The sequence below is a fragment of the Achromobacter sp. E1 genome (assembly GCF_037039475.1).
GTDB classification, from domain to species: Bacteria; Pseudomonadota; Gammaproteobacteria; order Burkholderiales; family Burkholderiaceae_B; genus Achromobacter; species Achromobacter mucicolens.
In genome coordinates this window covers 1,559,003-1,574,181 of the sequence record NZ_CP146253.1, presented here as the reverse complement: position 1 = coordinate 1,574,181, position 15,179 = coordinate 1,559,003, and the positions used below count along the sequence as shown (strand labels likewise).

At 65.6% G+C, this 15,179-nt stretch carries 13 protein-coding genes; all 13 read right to left on the bottom strand.

Translation table 11 applies throughout. The annotated features are described in order from the left end of the window. Nucleotides 1-155: 155 nt before the first annotated feature. Nucleotides 156-1,145 (bottom strand): ADP-glyceromanno-heptose 6-epimerase, encoded by a 990-nt coding sequence (gene rfaD, locus V6V88_RS07135; RefSeq protein ID WP_280002306.1) that lies wholly within the window; start codon nucleotides 1,143-1,145, stop codon nucleotides 156-158. Beyond that, entirely contained in the window at nucleotides 1,142-2,083 is a 942-nt protein-coding gene (gene rfaE1 / locus V6V88_RS07130; RefSeq protein ID WP_056322264.1) for a D-glycero-beta-D-manno-heptose-7-phosphate kinase, read from the bottom strand. The genes rfaD and rfaE1 overlap by 4 nt, the downstream gene beginning before the upstream one ends. Beyond that, nucleotides 2,080-3,294, bottom strand: a complete 1,215-nt coding sequence (gene lapB, locus V6V88_RS07125; RefSeq protein ID WP_056322260.1) for a lipopolysaccharide assembly protein LapB — start codon at nucleotides 3,292-3,294, stop codon at nucleotides 2,080-2,082. The genes rfaE1 and lapB overlap by 4 nt, the downstream gene beginning before the upstream one ends. A 46-nt stretch (nucleotides 3,295-3,340) precedes the next feature. Next, nucleotides 3,341-3,655, bottom strand: coding sequence for a LapA family protein (locus V6V88_RS07120; RefSeq protein WP_062838607.1), 315 nt, complete (start codon nucleotides 3,653-3,655; stop codon nucleotides 3,341-3,343). A 208-nt stretch (nucleotides 3,656-3,863) separates the two neighbouring features. Continuing rightward, nucleotides 3,864-4,226: an integration host factor subunit beta gene (locus V6V88_RS07115; RefSeq protein ID WP_056322254.1), complete on the bottom strand. Its 363-nt coding sequence runs from the start codon at nucleotides 4,224-4,226 to the stop codon at nucleotides 3,864-3,866. 3 nt (nucleotides 4,227-4,229) lie between these two features. Next, nucleotides 4,230-5,942: a 30S ribosomal protein S1 gene (gene rpsA / locus V6V88_RS07110; RefSeq protein ID WP_056322251.1), complete on the bottom strand. Its 1,713-nt coding sequence runs from the start codon at nucleotides 5,940-5,942 to the stop codon at nucleotides 4,230-4,232. A 176-nt stretch (nucleotides 5,943-6,118) separates the two neighbouring features. Continuing rightward, complete coding sequence (gene cmk / locus V6V88_RS07105; protein WP_180099121.1) at nucleotides 6,119-6,805, bottom strand: (d)CMP kinase; 687 nt, start codon at nucleotides 6,803-6,805, stop codon at nucleotides 6,119-6,121. A gap of 15 nt (nucleotides 6,806-6,820) precedes the next feature. Beyond that, nucleotides 6,821-8,143 carry a 3-phosphoshikimate 1-carboxyvinyltransferase gene (gene aroA, locus V6V88_RS07100; RefSeq protein WP_338618609.1) on the bottom strand — a complete coding sequence of 441 codons (1,323 nt, stop codon included), beginning with the start codon at nucleotides 8,141-8,143 and terminating at the stop codon, nucleotides 6,821-6,823. A 4-nt stretch (nucleotides 8,144-8,147) separates the two neighbouring features. Continuing rightward, complete coding sequence (locus V6V88_RS07095) at nucleotides 8,148-9,050, bottom strand: prephenate dehydrogenase/arogenate dehydrogenase family protein (protein WP_142050107.1); 903 nt, start codon at nucleotides 9,048-9,050, stop codon at nucleotides 8,148-8,150. Further along, on the bottom strand, nucleotides 9,047-10,168 hold the full coding sequence (gene hisC / locus V6V88_RS07090) for a histidinol-phosphate transaminase (protein ID WP_062838604.1): 1,122 nt from the start codon (nucleotides 10,166-10,168) through the stop codon (nucleotides 9,047-9,049). The genes V6V88_RS07095 and hisC overlap by 4 nt, the downstream gene beginning before the upstream one ends. Before the next feature lie 10 nt (nucleotides 10,169-10,178). Beyond that, entirely contained in the window at nucleotides 10,179-11,264 is a 1,086-nt protein-coding gene (pheA, locus tag V6V88_RS07085; RefSeq protein ID WP_338618606.1) for a prephenate dehydratase, read from the bottom strand. Beyond that, a complete protein-coding gene (gene serC, locus V6V88_RS07080; protein WP_062838603.1) occupies nucleotides 11,257-12,387 on the bottom strand; it encodes a 3-phosphoserine/phosphohydroxythreonine transaminase in 1,131 nt (376 codons plus the stop codon). Before serC ends, pheA begins: the two co-directional genes overlap by 8 nt. Beyond that, nucleotides 12,387-15,047: a DNA gyrase subunit A gene (gyrA, locus tag V6V88_RS07075; protein WP_056322234.1), complete on the bottom strand. Its 2,661-nt coding sequence runs from the start codon at nucleotides 15,045-15,047 to the stop codon at nucleotides 12,387-12,389. The genes serC and gyrA overlap by 1 nt, the downstream gene beginning before the upstream one ends. Nucleotides 15,048-15,179 lie beyond the last annotated feature (132 nt).

Genomic DNA, 15,179 nt, shown 5'->3' with positions numbered 1-15,179 from the left:
GTCGGAGCGCAGCGGTTGCCGCGCCTTGTTCCCATCATCGGGCCCCGCCCCGCGCCGCGCCCGGCGAGTGAATCAATTCATCCAGCCCGGCAACCACGCGGGCGAAAAAAAGCCACCGCATGGCGGTGGCCTTGTCGGATCGGCTGCCGGAAGGATTACTTGCGGGCGCGCCAGTAGCGCACGTATTCGGCCACGCCCGTCTGCACATCGCGCATGGGTGCCGTGAAGCCGGCGGCGCGAAGCTGCGTGACATCGGCCTGCGTGTAGCTTTGGTAGCGGCCCTTGAGGTCGTCCGGGAACGGGATGTAGCGGATCAGGTCCAGTTCGGCCAGCTGCGCCAGCGTCAGCTCGGCCTCGCCACGCTCGGCGCGCAACGTGTTGACCACCGCGGCCGCCACGTCATTGAACGGCTGCGCCTTGCCGGTGCCGCAGTTGAAGATGCCGGATTGCTCGGGATGATCCAGGAAGTGCAGGTTCACCGCGACCACGTCTTCGACCGAGATGAAATCGCGGCTCTGGCCGCCATCCACGTAGCCGTCCCAACCCGCGAAGAGGCGCACGTGCCCGTGTTCCAGGAACTGGTTCATGTTGTGGAAGGCCACCGAGGCCATGCGGCCCTTGTGCTGCTCGTGCGGGCCATACACATTGAAGTACCGCAGGCCGACGACTTGCGCCGTCAGGCTGTCCATGCGCTTGCGCAGCACCTGGTCGAACAGCAGCTTGGAATAGCCGTAGACGTTCAGCGGGCCTTCGTTGTCGGGATGCTCGATGTAGGTCGTCGACCCGCCGTACACGGCCGCGGAGGACGCATACAGGAACGGCACGCGGCGCGTCTGGCAGAACTCGAAGAGCTCCAGCGTGACGCGGTAGTTGTTGTCCAGCATGTAGCGGCCGTTGCGCTCGGTGGTGTCCGAGCAAGCGCCCTGATGCAGCACCGCGCGGATATCGGGCAGGCTGCCGTCGGCGACTCGGCGGCGGAAGTCGTCCTTGTCCATGTAGTCGGCGATCTTGCAATCGACGAGATTGACGAACTTGTCGCCTTCGGTCAGGTCATCGACGGCAATGATGTCTTCGATGCCGCGGCGGTTGAGCCCGCGAACCAGGTTGCTGCCAATGAAGCCCGCGGCTCCGGTAACGACGATCATGAGGATTCTCCTGCCAATTCCGCGGCGGTGACGACGGACGTGCCCAGCTTGCCCACGGCGATGCCGCCGGCCTTGTTGGCCCAGCCCATGGCCTCGGCCCAGGGCAGCCCGATGGCGCGCGTGACCGCCAGCGTGGCAAGCACGGTATCGCCCGCGCCCGACACGTCGAACACTTCGTGCGCCTGCGCATCGGTGTGATCGCGTCCCGCATCGGAAAACAAAGTCATGCCCTGCTCGGACCGCGTCACAAGCAGGGCTTCAAGGTCCAGATCCGCGCGCAGGCGCTGCGCGCGATCGGTCAATTCGGCCTCGGAATTCCAGCGGCCGACCGCCTGCTGCATTTCCGAGCGGTTGGGCGTGACCAGGGTCGCGCCGCGATAGCGCGAGTAGTCATCGCCCTTGGGATCCACCAACACCGGGATGCCTGCGCTGCGCGCCAGCGCAATCAAAGACTCCACGCGGGTCAGCACGCCTTTGGCGTAATCCGACAGCACGACGATGTCGTGGTTGGCCAGGTGGCGCGCCAGGGCCGCGTCCACGGCGTCCAGCGATGCCTGCGAGGGATGCTGTTCGAAATCCACGCGCAAGAGTTGCTGCTGGCGGCCCAGGACGCGCATCTTTAGGGTGGTGTGCAGTTCGTTGTCGGCGATCAGGTCGCCCTGGATGCCGGCCTCGGTGGACAGGCGCCGGACGCTGTCGCCGGCCTCGTCCTGACCCAGCACGCCGACCAGCGTGACATGGCCGCCCAGCGCGGCCACGTTGCGCGCCACGTTGGCGGCGCCGCCCAGACGATCTTCGCGGCGGGCGACCCGCACGACCGGCACCGGCGCTTCGGGGGAGATGCGCTCCACTTCGCCGAACCAGTAGCGGTCCAGCATGACGTCGCCAACCACGAGCACGCGGCTACGCGAAATGGCTTCGGCGGGAAAAGAGTTCATTCAAGTTCTTCCAGACGGCGCGGCGCATAGGTTTCCCAGGCGTTGCAGCCGGGACATTGCCAGTAGAAGCGACGCGCTTGAAAACCGCAATTGCGGCATGCGTAGCGATCGAGCCGTTGCGTGTGTTTGTGAATCAGGCTGCGCAGCAGGGTCAGGTCCGCGCCCGGCACCGGGCCGTGGTCGCCATCGCTGTCGCCGTTGGCCAGTTCGGCCTCCAGGAGGCGATCTAGCCCCAGCAGCGAAGGATGGCTGCGCAGCGCGCCGCGCGCGAAGGCCCAAGCCGTCGCCGCGCCCTGCTGCACGCGCAGTTCCCGGAACACCACGTTGAACAGATCCAGGGACGCATGGCGGCCATACTGCTTTTGCAGGAAGTCCAGGCCCGCAGCGGCCTGGTTGGCGTTGCGATAGTTCGCCAGCAACTGCTCGGCCACCAGCCCGGCGTACTCGGACGCATCGGTCATGACCGATTCCAGGTACAGCCTTTCGCGCTTGGGATCCTGCTCGATCAGCGCCAGGCGCGCGCGCAGCATGGCGGTGCGCACCTTGGCGCCCTTGCTCGAGGCGGCCTCGGTGGTGGTCAGCGCGTGGTCCGCGGCGTCCAGCGCCTTGTGCGCGCTTTCGACGTCGGCCGGCTTGGCCGCCAACGCGGTCTGCGCCTGCTCGCAGTAGTAGTGCACGATTTGCGGGACGGGCTCGTCGACCAGGCCCTGCAAGGTCTTGACGGCCTCGATCGCACGCGGCCAATCGTGTTCGGATTCGTAGATGCGGATCAGCGAGCGCAGCGCGGGCAACGCGTAACGCGTGTCCTTGAGCTGCTCGAAACCGCTTTCGGCCCGGTCCAGCATCCCGGCCTTCAGGAAGTCCTGCGCCAGTTCGTGCTGCGCGTGTTCGCGCTCGGCCTGCGGCAGGTCGGAACGGTTCAGCAGGCTTTGATGCACGCGGATGGCGCGCTCCATTTCGCCGCGGCGGCGAAACAGGCTGCCCAGGGCAAAGTGCAGCTCCGTGGTTTCCGGGTCCAGCTTGGCGACCTCGACGAACGCGTCGATGGCGCGGTCCGGCTCTTCGTTGAGCAGGAAGTTGAGCCCGCGGAAATAGGAGTCAGGCAGGCTACGCGTTTCCCGCAGCATCTGCCGGATATCGAAACGCGCGGCCAGCCAGCCCAGTGCGAACAGCACCGGGACGAAAATCAACCACCAAGGTTCAAAATCCACTATTCGGACTCATGCGGTAATTCGGTGCAAAAAAGCCGGCGCGATGTCACAGCGGCGACATGGGAGCGACGGCTTCGGGGGGCACGACAGGCGTGGTGCCGTTGGCGGCGGCCTGGATGCGATCCAGTTCGCGGCGCAGGCGGATAGCCTCGCGGCGGCGGCGCAGCGCTGCGGGAACGGTCAGCAGCAGCCCGAACAACGCGCCAAGCACGAATACCACCAGCATGACGACGATCAGCGGGACGTCCTGGATGACGTAGTCGGCGTAGAACTTCACGGCGACGGGGTCGGTGTTCTTCAAGGCGAACATCAACACCGCCACAAAGACGAGCAATCGCAGGGCCCAGACGAGATAGCGCATGGCGCATGCTCCAGATGATTGAGACCGTCAATTGTAAGCGACGTCTTCACGGCGAGAGAAAAAAAAGCCCCAAGGCGGAGCCCGGACAGCGAATGCGAAGGTGGGACGAACGCGTGAACGGGCGCCACAAAAACGAAGCCCCTTGATTTCTCAAGGGGCTTCGTTCGCGGTCCGATCTGCCCGAAGGCAGCTCTGCCTGGCCGACGCGTCAATGCATGGCGTGCAAACCTGCCATGGAAGACGGCATCGACTCGCTCGATCCGGAGGATTGAGCGTCCTCGTCATTGCCGCCGACCAGGTCCACCCGTTCGCGCAATTCCTTGCCTGCCTTGAAGTGCGGCACCTGTTTGCCAGGCACCAGCACCTGCTCGCCGGATTTGGGATTGCGACCGATGCGGGGAGACCGCTGCGACAACGAAAAACTGCCAAAACCGCGGATCTCGATGCGCTGACCCGAGGCAAGCGCCTGGGTCATTGCATCAAGTACGGTCTTGACCGCGTAATCGGTGTCGCGGGCGGCCAGCTGAGGATAGCGGGCCGCCAAGGCGGCGATCAGCTCCGACTTGGTCACGAATTAACCGTCGTTGCGCTGTTGGTCCAGCTTGGCCTTCAGCAGCGCGCCGAGGTTGGTGGTGCCGGACGAAGCGCTGGCGTCGGACATGCGCTGGATCGTGTCGGCGGTTTCGGCGTTGTCGCGGGCCTTGATCGACAGCTGGATCGAACGCGTTTTGCGGTCGATGTTGACGATCATGGCTTCGATGTTCTCGCCGGCGGACAGCACGGTGGTGGCATCTTCGACGCGGCCCGAGGAGATCTCGGAAGCGCGCAGGTAGCCTTCGACGTCCACGGACAGCGTAACCACGGCGCCCTTGGCTTCGACCGACTTGATGGTGCCCGGAACCACGGCGCCCTTGTCAAACGTGGCGACGAAGTTGTTGAAGGGGTCGCCTTCCAGCTGCTTGATGCCCAGCGAGATGCGTTCCTTGTCGGTGTCGATGCCCAGAACCACGGCTTCGATTTCGTCGCCCTTCTTGAAGTTGCGGACGGCTTCTTCGCCAGCTTCCGTCCACGACAGGTCGGACAGGTGGACCAGGCCGTCGATGCCGCCGGGCAGGCCAACGAACACGCCGAAGTCGGTGATCGACTTGATGGCGCCGCGGACCTTGTCGCCACGCTTGAAGTTCGTGGCGAACTCTTCCCACGGGTTCTGGCGGCACTGCTTCATGCCCAGCGAAATGCGGCGACGGTCTTCGTCGATTTCCAGGACCATGACTTCGACTTCTTCGCCCAGGGTCACAACCTTGCGCGGGTCGACGTTCTTGTTGGTCCAGTCCATTTCGGACACGTGGACCAGGCCTTCGATGCCGGCTTCGACTTCAACGAACGCGCCGTAGTCGGTCAGGTTCGTGACCTTGCCGAACAGGCGGGTGCCTTGCGGGTAGCGGCGAGCCAGGCCCACCCACGGATCTTCGCCAAGCTGCTTGACGCCCAGGGAGACGCGGCTCTTTTCCTGGTCGAACTTGAGGACCTTGGCTTCGACTTCCTGACCCACTTGCAGGACTTCGGAGGGGTGACGCACACGGCGCCAGGCCATGTCGGTGATGTGCAGCAGGCCATCGATGCCGCCCAGGTCGACGAACGCGCCGTAGTCGGTGATGTTCTTGACCACGCCCTTGACCACGGCACCTTCGTGCAGGGTTTCGAGCAGCTTTTGACGCTCTTCGCCCATGCTGGCTTCCAGCACCTGGCGACGCGACAGCACAACGTTGTTGCGCTTGCGGTCGAGCTTGATGACCTTGAATTCGAGGGTCTTGCCTTCGTACGGGGTGGTGTCCTTGACCGGACGCAGATCCACCAGCGAACCCGGCAGGAACGCGCGGATGCCGTTGGTCATGACGGTCAGACCGCCCTTCACCTTGCCGGTGATGGTGCCGGTAACCAGTTCGCCGTTCTCCAGGGCCTTTTCCAGTTGCAGCCAGGCCGACAGGCGCTTGGCGCGGTCACGCGACAGGATGGTGTCGCCGTAGCCGTTTTCCAGGGAATCGATGGCCACCGAGACGAAATCGCCGGGTTGCACTTCGAGCTCGCCCTGGTCGTTCAGGAACTCTTCCAGGGGGATCAGCGCTTCGGACTTCAGGCCGGCGTTGACGACGACGAAATTGTGGTCGACGCGCACGACTTCGGCGCTGATGACCTCGCCGGACTTCATGTCCTGGCTCTTGAGGCTTTGTGCGAAAAGGTCGGCGAAGCTTTCGCCGCCGGTGGCGGTAGTGGAAACGGAAGACATGGGGTTGAAATCCATTGGGCCGAAATGGCCGTTAAGAACACACCGCAGCGGATTGCCCGCCACAGTGGAGTCAAAATACCTGCCGGCTGGCTGACCCTTGCGGGGTGGCCCGTGGGGGAGTCGCCTGGCTTGAGCAGGGCCTAATCAAAAAACTGCTTTAAGTGCTGCGTCGCGCATCACTGGCTGGCTTGCTGCCAGAAATCCAGTATTGCCTGCACCGTTTCTGCGATTGTCAGGTTGGACGAATCCAGCACGTGTGCATCTGCTGCGGGAGCGAGCGGCGCGGTGGCGCGCCCGGTATCGCGCGCATCACGCTCGCGCATATCCCGCAAAAGGTCGTCTAGATTAGCAGAAATTCCCTTTTCGATCAACTGCTTACGCCGCCTCTCCGCCCGGGCGACAACGTCGGCCACCAGGAAGACCTTCAGGGACGCATCCGGGAACACGACGGTGCCCATGTCGCGGCCGTCCGCGACCAGGCCTGGCGGCAGCCGGAAGGCGCGCTGGCGCTCGAGCAGCGCCTGCCGTACGCCGGGAAAGGCAGCCACGCGGGACGCGAAATTGCCCACTTCCTCGCGGCGGATGTCATGGCCCGCATCGGCGCCCTCGAGGTACACGTGGGGACCCTCGAAACGCACATCCAGCGTCTCGGCCACGCGAGCCACGGCCGGCTCGTCCTCGGCGGCAACGCCGCGGTTGATGGCGGCCAGCGCGGTCAGGCGGTACAGCGCGCCGCTGTCCAGCACGGCCCAGCCCAGCGCCTTGGCGACGCGATGAGCCACGGTGCCCTTGCCGGAGGCGGTGGGGCCGTCGATCGTGATGACCGGGGCCGGTGAGGCGGAAGTTGAAGCTGTCGAAGTCATGGATGCCATGCAGCGCTAGGCCGACACCAGGCCGGCGTAGACGTCAAAGTAACCCGGGAACGTCTTGCTGACACAACCGGGGTCGAGAATGCGGACCGCCGCCGGGCCAAACGCTGCCAGCGAGAAGCACATGGCCATGCGATGGTCGTCCCAGGTGCCGATGTGCGCATCGCGCCAGGCGTCCTGCGCCGGCGGCGTCACCTGCAGCCAGTCGGGACCGGATTCCACCCGCGCACCCAGCTTTTCAAGCTCGGTCTGCATGGCGTGGATGCGGTCCGTCTCCTTGACGCGCCAGCTGCCGATGTTGCGCAGCCGGCAGGGGCCGTCCGCATACAGGGCCAGCGCGGCGGCCGTCATGGCGGCGTCGGGAATCAGGTTGAAATCGGTGTCGAAAGCCTTCAGGCGCGCCCCGTCGGCGACCTGCACACCCGAGACTTCGATCCAGCCCGGGCCGTAGGTGACCTTGGCACCCATGTCGGCCAGGGTGCTCGCGAATCCCACATCGCCCTGGATGCTGTCGGCGCCCACGCCGGTCACCCGCACGGGGCCGCCGCCGATGGCGCCCAGCGCCAGGAAATACGACGCCGTCGATGCGTCCCCTTCCACGGCGATCTCGCCCGGACTCCGGTAAGCCGCGCCCGCCTCCACCACGAAGCGGCTCCAGCCGTCCCGCTGCACCAGCACGCCAAAGCGCGCCATCAGGTTCAGGGTGATTTCGATATAGGGCTTGGAGATCAGCTCGCCGACGACCTCGATGGTCACCGGCTTGCCGCTGCGCGCCGCCTGCAGCGGCGCGGCCAGCAGCAATGCGGTCAGGAATTGGCTGGACACCGAACCCTGCACGCGCGTCACGGCGTTCTCGGCGATGTCGCCGCGGCCGATGTGCAGCGGCGGATAGCCCGGCTGCCCCAGGTAGTCGATGCGCGCGCCCAGCGCGTTCAGCGCGTCGACCAGGTCGCCGATGGGGCGTTCGTGCATGCGCGGCACGCCGGACAGGCGGTAGTCGCCGCCCATCAGCGCCAACGCCGCCGTCAGCGGGCGAATCGCAGTGCCGGCATTGCCCATGAAAAGGTCGGCGCTTTCGACCGGAAAGCGGCGCACGCCCTGCACCGTCACGCGGCCGGCGTCCAGGTCGGACACCTGCACGCCCAACTGGCGCAACGCAGCCAGCATGACGCGGGTATCGTCGGAGTCCAGCAGGCCGGTGATGACGGTCGTGCCCTCGGCAATGGCCGACAGCAGCAGCACGCGGTTGGAAATGCTCTTGGATCCCGGCAAGGCCATCATGCCCTGCGCGCGCCGCACACGCGGCAGATCGAGGTAAGGCAAAGCGCCCATTGAACTACTCCTTGCGCCAGCCGCGGCGCGCACGCGCCGCCGTGTCCAGCAACGTCAGCAAAGCCTCGCCGTCGCCATCGGCAATAGCGCGCTCGGCACGGTCCAGCACCCCGCGCACCGCAGCCAGTTCGGCCAGCATCGCGTCGCGGTTGGACAGAAAGATGTCGCGCCACATCTCGGGCGATCCGGCGGCGATACGGGTGAAGTCGCGAAAGCCGCTGCCCGCCAGGTCAAGCCGGGTCTGGGCGTCGGCGGCCGTGGCCACCTGTTCCATATACACCGCGGAAAGCAGATGCGGAAGATGGCTGACCGACGCGAGCACACGGTCGTGCGCGCCTGCCTCCATGTCGATCACGTCCGCGCCGCAGGCCTGCCAGGCCCGGCGCACCAGCGTCAGGGCGGCTGCCTGGTTTTCCGGCACGGGCGTGAGGATGACGGTGCGACCGCGATACAGGCTGGCGTCCGCCGCCTCCGGCCCGGTACGCTCGGCGCCCGCGATGGGGTGGCCCGGCACGAACTGGCCAATGCGGTCGCCCAGCGCCTCGCGCGCGGCGTCGACCACCTCGGCCTTGGTGCTGCCTCCATCGGTCAGGATGGTATTTGGGGCAAGGTGCGGCCGCATCTGCGACAGCACGTTCGTCAGGCCGCCAACCGGCGTGGCCAGCATGATGAGATCCGCCTGGGCGGCCGCAGCTTCCGCTGGCACGGCCTCGTCGATCAGGCCCAGCGCGACGGCGCGTTCCAGCGACTGCGCATTGCGTCCCACGCCCAGCACCTTGCCAACCTGCCCGGCTTGGCGCAAGGCCGCCGCGAACGAACCGCCGATCAAGCCGACGCCAACCACTGCCAACACAGGAATCAGGGGGCCCGCGGCCCCCTGATCGGAAGAAGGTAACGCGTCGTTCATGCGGTCAGGATGGCGGTCAGGGCGTCGATGAATCGGGCGTTTTCATGGGGCAGTCCAATGGACACGCGCAACCACTCCGGCAGGCCGTCGCCGGCCACCGGACGCACGATGACGCCACGCTTGAGAAGTTCAAGGTTGATGCGCGGCGCGTCGCCGACGTGGACCAGCACGAAGTTGCCGTAGCTGGGCACGTAACGCAGGTTGAGCTTGTCAAACGCGGCGCAGAGCTGAGCCTTGCCCGCCTTGTTGGAGGCGTAGGCTTCTTCCAGGTAGTCCGCATCGCCGAGCGCGGCGATGGCCGCGGCCTGGGCCAGCGTGTTGACGTTGAACGGTTGGCGCACGCGGTTCAGCAGATCGGTCAGACCGGGCTGCGCGACCGAGAACCCGACACGCAGGCCCGCCAGGCCATAGGCCTTGGAGAACGTGCGCGACACGATCAGGTTCGAATAGCGGCGCACCAGCGCGGTGCTGTCAAAGCGCAATTCGGGGTCGAGGTATTCGTTGTAGGCCTCGTCCAGCACAACGGTGACGCGGTCGCCGTGGGCGGCCTCTACGCGTTCGAGGAATTCGGCGACCTTCTCGCCCGGCACGAAAGTGCCGGTCGGGTTGTTCGGGTTGGCGATGAACACCAGCCGCGTGTCGTCGGCGATCGCCTCGAACATCGCATCCAGGTCATGGCCGTGGTCGACGGCGGGCACCACGATATGGCGCGCGCCGCGCGCTTGCGTGGCCAGGCGGTAGACCGCAAACGAGTGCTGCGCGTACACCGCCGACGTGCCCGGTTCCAGCAGCGCGAGCGCGGCGATTTCCAGGATGTCGTTGGAACCGTTGCCCAGCGTGATCCAGTTCATCGGCACGCCATAGCGTTCGGCAAGCGCCGCCTTCAGGTCGAAACCGTTGGGGTCCGGATAGCGCGCCAGCGATTCGGCGGCGGCCAGCATGGCCGCGCGCGCCGACTTGGGCATGCCCAGCGGGTTTTCGTTGGAAGCCAGCTTGACGATGGTGGCCGGATCCAGCCCGAACTCGCGGGCCAGTTCTTCAATCGGCTTGCCGGCCTGGTACGGGGCAATGGCACTGACGTGCGCGGGGGCAACGAGGGGCTTGGATGCGTGGGTCATGATGTGGGATTCACTGCGCCGGGTAAGAGCCCAGCACTTTGAGGTAGGCAACCTGCGCCTGCAAGGCTGCCAGTGCGCGCTCGACATTCGGGTCGTTCCGGTGGCCCAGGACGTCGACGTAGAAATAGTATTCCCACTGGCCGGTGCGTGCCGGGCGCGACTCGAAGCGCGTCATCGACACGCCGTTGGCGGCCATGGGCGCCAGCATTTCATAGACGGCGCCCGCGCGGTTTGGCACCGCCAGGATCAGGCTGGTCTTGTCCTTGCCGCTGACGAGCGGCTCGATGTTGCCGATCGCCAGAAAGCGGGTGCGGTTGTGCGGGTCGTCCTGGATGCCAGCGGCGATGATCTGCAGGTTCCAGGCAGGCGCCGCGACATCGCCGGCAATCGCCGCGATGGTCGGATCCCCGGCGGCAGCGCGCGCCGCTTCGGAGTTGCTGGACGCGGCCACGCGCTCGACGTCGGGATAGTTGCGCGTCAGCCAGCCCTGGCACTGGGCCAGCGCCTGCGGATGCGCGGAAATGGTCTTGATGCCGTCCATGCTGCCCGATTGCGACATCAGGCAATGACGAATCACCAGCGAACGCTCGCCCAGGATCTTGAGCGGGGTGTTCAGCAGCAGGTCCAGGCTGCGGTTGACGGCGCCTTCGGTCGAATTCTCGACAGGCACCATGCCCACGTCGGCCTGTCCGGCCTCAACGGCGCGGAAGACTTCGTCGAACGAGGCGCAAGGCAGCTTCTGCACCGCATGCCCGAAGTGTTCCAGCGCGGCCTGTTCCGAAAACGAACCCTGCGGGCCCAGGAACGCGACCGTCATGCCGCGCTCGAGGCCGCGGCATGCGGAAATGATTTCGGTCCAGACCGACGCCACGCCGGCATTCGGAAACGGACCCGGATTGATCTGCTGCAGGCGGCGGATGACTTCGGCCTCACGCTCGGGCCGCAGCACGGGGCCATCGACGTGCGCCGCATGTTTGGCCTCGCCCACTTCCAGCGCGGCGCGGGCGCGCTGCGACAGGAGATCAAGGATTTGCGCATCGAGGTCGTCGATACGCTTGCGCAGGGGAAGCAGCTTGCGCTGCAGCTCTTCATCCATGGCGGCGCTCGAAGTCCTTCAGGTACTCGACCAGCGCCTTCACGCCTTCGAGCGGCAGCGCGTTGTAGATGGAGGCGCGCATGCCGCCCACGCTCTTGTGGCCCTTCAACTGCGTGAGGCCCGCTGCCTCGGCGCCCTTCAGGAAGGCGTCGTTGAGCGACTCGTCATGCAGCACGAACGGCACGTTCATGCGCGAACGCACGGGCGCATGAATGGGATTGCGGTAGAAACCGGTGCTGTCCAGGTAACCGTACAGCAGGTCGGCCTTGGCCTTGTTGGCCGCTTCCATGCCCGCCACGCCGCCGTTGGCCTTGACCCACTTGAACACCAGGCCCGCGATGTAGATCGCGAAGGTGGGCGGGGTGTTGTAGCGCGAGTGTTCGGCGGCCACGTTGGCGTAGTCGAACGCGGACGGGCAGATCGGCAATGCCTGGCCGATCAGGTCGCGGCGCGCGATGACCATGGTGACGCCGGCCGGACCAGCGTTCTTCTGCGCGCCGGCGTACATCATGCCGCAGCGCGTCACGTCCATCGGGCGCGACAGGAAATGCGAGGAAGCGTCGATGACCAGCGGCACGTCGGGCGCGCCCAGGTCGGCGGTATCGGGCCAATCCAGGAACTCGACGCCGCCAATGGTCTCGTTGCTGCACAGGTGCAAGTAGGCCGATTCCTTGCGCACCTGCCAGGTGTCGGCAGCCGGCACCCAGGTCAAGGGCGCCTGCTCGCGGCCGTCGATCTGGGTGGCGTGGTCGGAGCTGGCCGCGATATGCGTGCTGCCGTAGCGGCCGGCTTCCTTGTACGAGCGCTTGGACCAATGGCCCGTCACGACGAAGTCCGCGGCCGGCGCGCCGCGGCGTCCCATGAGATTCATGGGAACGATGGCGTTTTCCCCGGAACCGCCGCCTTGCATGAACATGACGGCGTAGTCCGCCGGCAGGCCCAGCAGGTCGCGCAGATCGGACTCTGCTTCATCGCAGATCTGCACGAAATGCTTGCCGCGATGGCTCATTTCCATCACGGACATGCCGCTGCCGTGCCAGTCCAACATTTCTGCAGCGGCTTGCTGCAGCACCACCTCGGGCAGGACCGAGGGGCCGGCCGAGAAGTTCCAGGGGCGGGCCATTATTGCTCCGTAGGTTCCGTCGAATCTGCTGCGTCGCTGCTGTCGTCGCCACCGGCTTGCTGGCCGTCTTCGTCCAGTTCGCCGTCGTCGTCCGCATCGCTTTCCACGACACGGCGCACGCCGGACAGCGTGCTGCCGTCGTCGACGTTGATCAGCGTGACGCCCTGCGTCGCGCGGCCCATTTCGCGGATTTCCGCGACGCGGGTGCGCACCAGGACGCCGCCAGTGGTGATGAGCATGATTTCATCCGTGGGCGTGACCAGCACCGCCCCCACGACCTTGCCGTTACGCGAGGTGGTCTGGATGGCGATCATGCCCTTCGTGCCGCGGCCGTGGCGCGTGTACTCCGCGATCGGCGTGCGCTTGCCGTAGCCGTTTTCGGTGGCGGTCAGCACCGTCTGCGTTTCGTCGCCGGCGACCAGCAGCGCAATGACGGTCTGCGTGTCTTCGAGCATCATGCCGCGCACGCCGCGGGCATTGCGGCCCATCGGACGCACGTCGTTCTCGTCGAAGCGCACGGCCTTGCCGGCGTCCGAGAACAGCATGACGTCATGCTTGCCGTCCGTGAGGTCGGCGCCGATCAGGTAGTCGCCATCGTCAAGGTCGACGGCGATGATGCCGGCCTTGCGCGGGTTGGAGAAGTCGGACAGCGGGGTCTTCTTGACCGTGCCGCGCGAGGTCGCCATGAAGACGAAGTGGTCTTCGCTGAATTCCTTGACCGGCAGCACCACCGTGATCTTTTCGCCGTCGGCCAGCGGGAACATGTTGACGATCGGCTTGCCGCGCGAATTACGCGTGCCCTGAGGCACTTCCCAGACCTTCAGCCAGTAGACGCGGCCGCGGTTCGAGAAGCACAGCAGGAAGTCGTGCGTATTGGCGATGAAGAGCTGGTCGATCCAGTCGTTTTCCTTCATGGCCGTGGCCTGCTTGCCGCGTCCGCCGCGCTTTTGCGAACGGTATTCGGACAACGGCTGGCTCTTGATATAGCCGCCGTGCGACAGCGTCACGACCATGTCGGTCGGCGTGATCAGGTCTTCGGTATCCAGTTCCGTCGCGTTCAGTTCGATTTCCGAACGGCGCGAATCCTTGGCGCCGGTCGAGAACTCGGCCTTGATGGCCTGCAGTTCTTCGCTGATGATCGTCGTGATGCGCTCGGGACGGGCCAGGATGTCCAGCAAGTCGGCGATGGTGGACATGATGTCCTTGTACTCGCCGACGATCTTGTCCTGCTCCAGCCCGGTCAGGCGTTGCAGGCGCATGTTCAGGATTTCCTGGGCCTGCGTGTCGCTCAGGCGGTACAGGCCGTCTCCCTGAAGGCCGAACTCGACGCCCAGGTCGTCCGGACGGAACGCCGCGCGGCCTCCCGGCGTGTCGCCGTCGGCGCGCGACAGCATTTCACGCACCAGCGACGAATCCCAGGACTTCGCCATCAGTTCCTGGCGGGCCACCGGCGGGGTCGGCGCTGCCTTGATGATCGCGATGAAATCGTCGATGTTGGCCAGCGCCACCGCCAGGCCTTCCAGCACGTGGCCGCGCTCGCGGGCCTTGCGCAACTGGAACACCGTGCGGCGCGTGACCACTTCGCGGCGATGCTGCAGGAAGTAGTCGATCATCTGCTTCAGGTTTAGCAGGCGGGGCTGGCCGTCGACCAGCGCCACCAGGTTCATCCCGAAGGTGTCCTGCAGCTGGGTGTTCTTGTAGAGGTTGTTCAGCACGACCTCAGGCACTTCACCGCGCTTGAGCTCGATGACAAGGCGCATGCCGTCCTTGTCCGACTCGTCGCGGATGTCGGAGATGCCTTCGATCTTCTTGTCGTTGACCAGCTCGGCGATGCGTTCCTGCAGCGTCTTCTTGTTGACCTGGTAGGGAATCGCGTCGATCACGATCGCCTGGCGATTGCCCTTCTCCATGTCTTCGAAGTGCGTCTTGGCGCGCATGATGACGCGGCCGCGACCCGTGCGATAGCCTTCGCGCACGCCGGACATGCCGTAGATGATGCCGCCCGTGGGGAAGTCCGGCGCCGGGATGAGCTCGATCAGCTCATCGACCGTGCACGCCGGATTGCGCAGGCAGTACAGGCAGCCGTCGACCACTTCCTGGAGGTTGTGCGGCGGAATATTGGTGGCCATGCCCACCGCGATGCCCGAGCTGCCGTTGACCAGCAGGTTGGGCAGGCGCGACGGCAGCAGCAGCGGTTCCTGTTCGCTGCCGTCGTAGTTGGGTCCGAAATCGACGGTTTCCTGGTCAATGTCGGCCAGGAGCTCGTGCGCGATCTTGGCCAGGCGGATTTCGGTGTAACGCATCGCGGCGGCGTTGTCGCCGTCGATGGAACCGAAGTTGCCCTGGCCGTCGACCAGCATGTAGCGCATGGAGAAATCCTGCGCCATGCGGACGATGGTGTCGTAGACGGACTGGTCGCCGTGGGGGTGGTACTTACCGATGACGTCCCCGACGATACGCGCGGACTTCTTATAGGCGCGGTTCCAGTCGTTGTTCAGCTCGTGCATCGCGTAGAGCACGCGCCGGTGGACGGGCTTCAAGCCGTCCCGCACATCCGGTAGCGCCCGACCGACGATCACGCTCATCGCGTAATCGAGGTAACTGCGGCGCATCTCTTCTTCCAGCGATACCGGAAGCGTCTCCTTGGCAAAGGAATCCATATATATAACGACAGAATCGTGTAAGGAGGAACCCGGGCCGGGTAAACAGGAAATTCTATCATTCGATTGAGGGACCGGTCGGATGGGCCGTCGGAAGGCGCCGCAAGCGGACCGCGACGGATCGATCGGAAA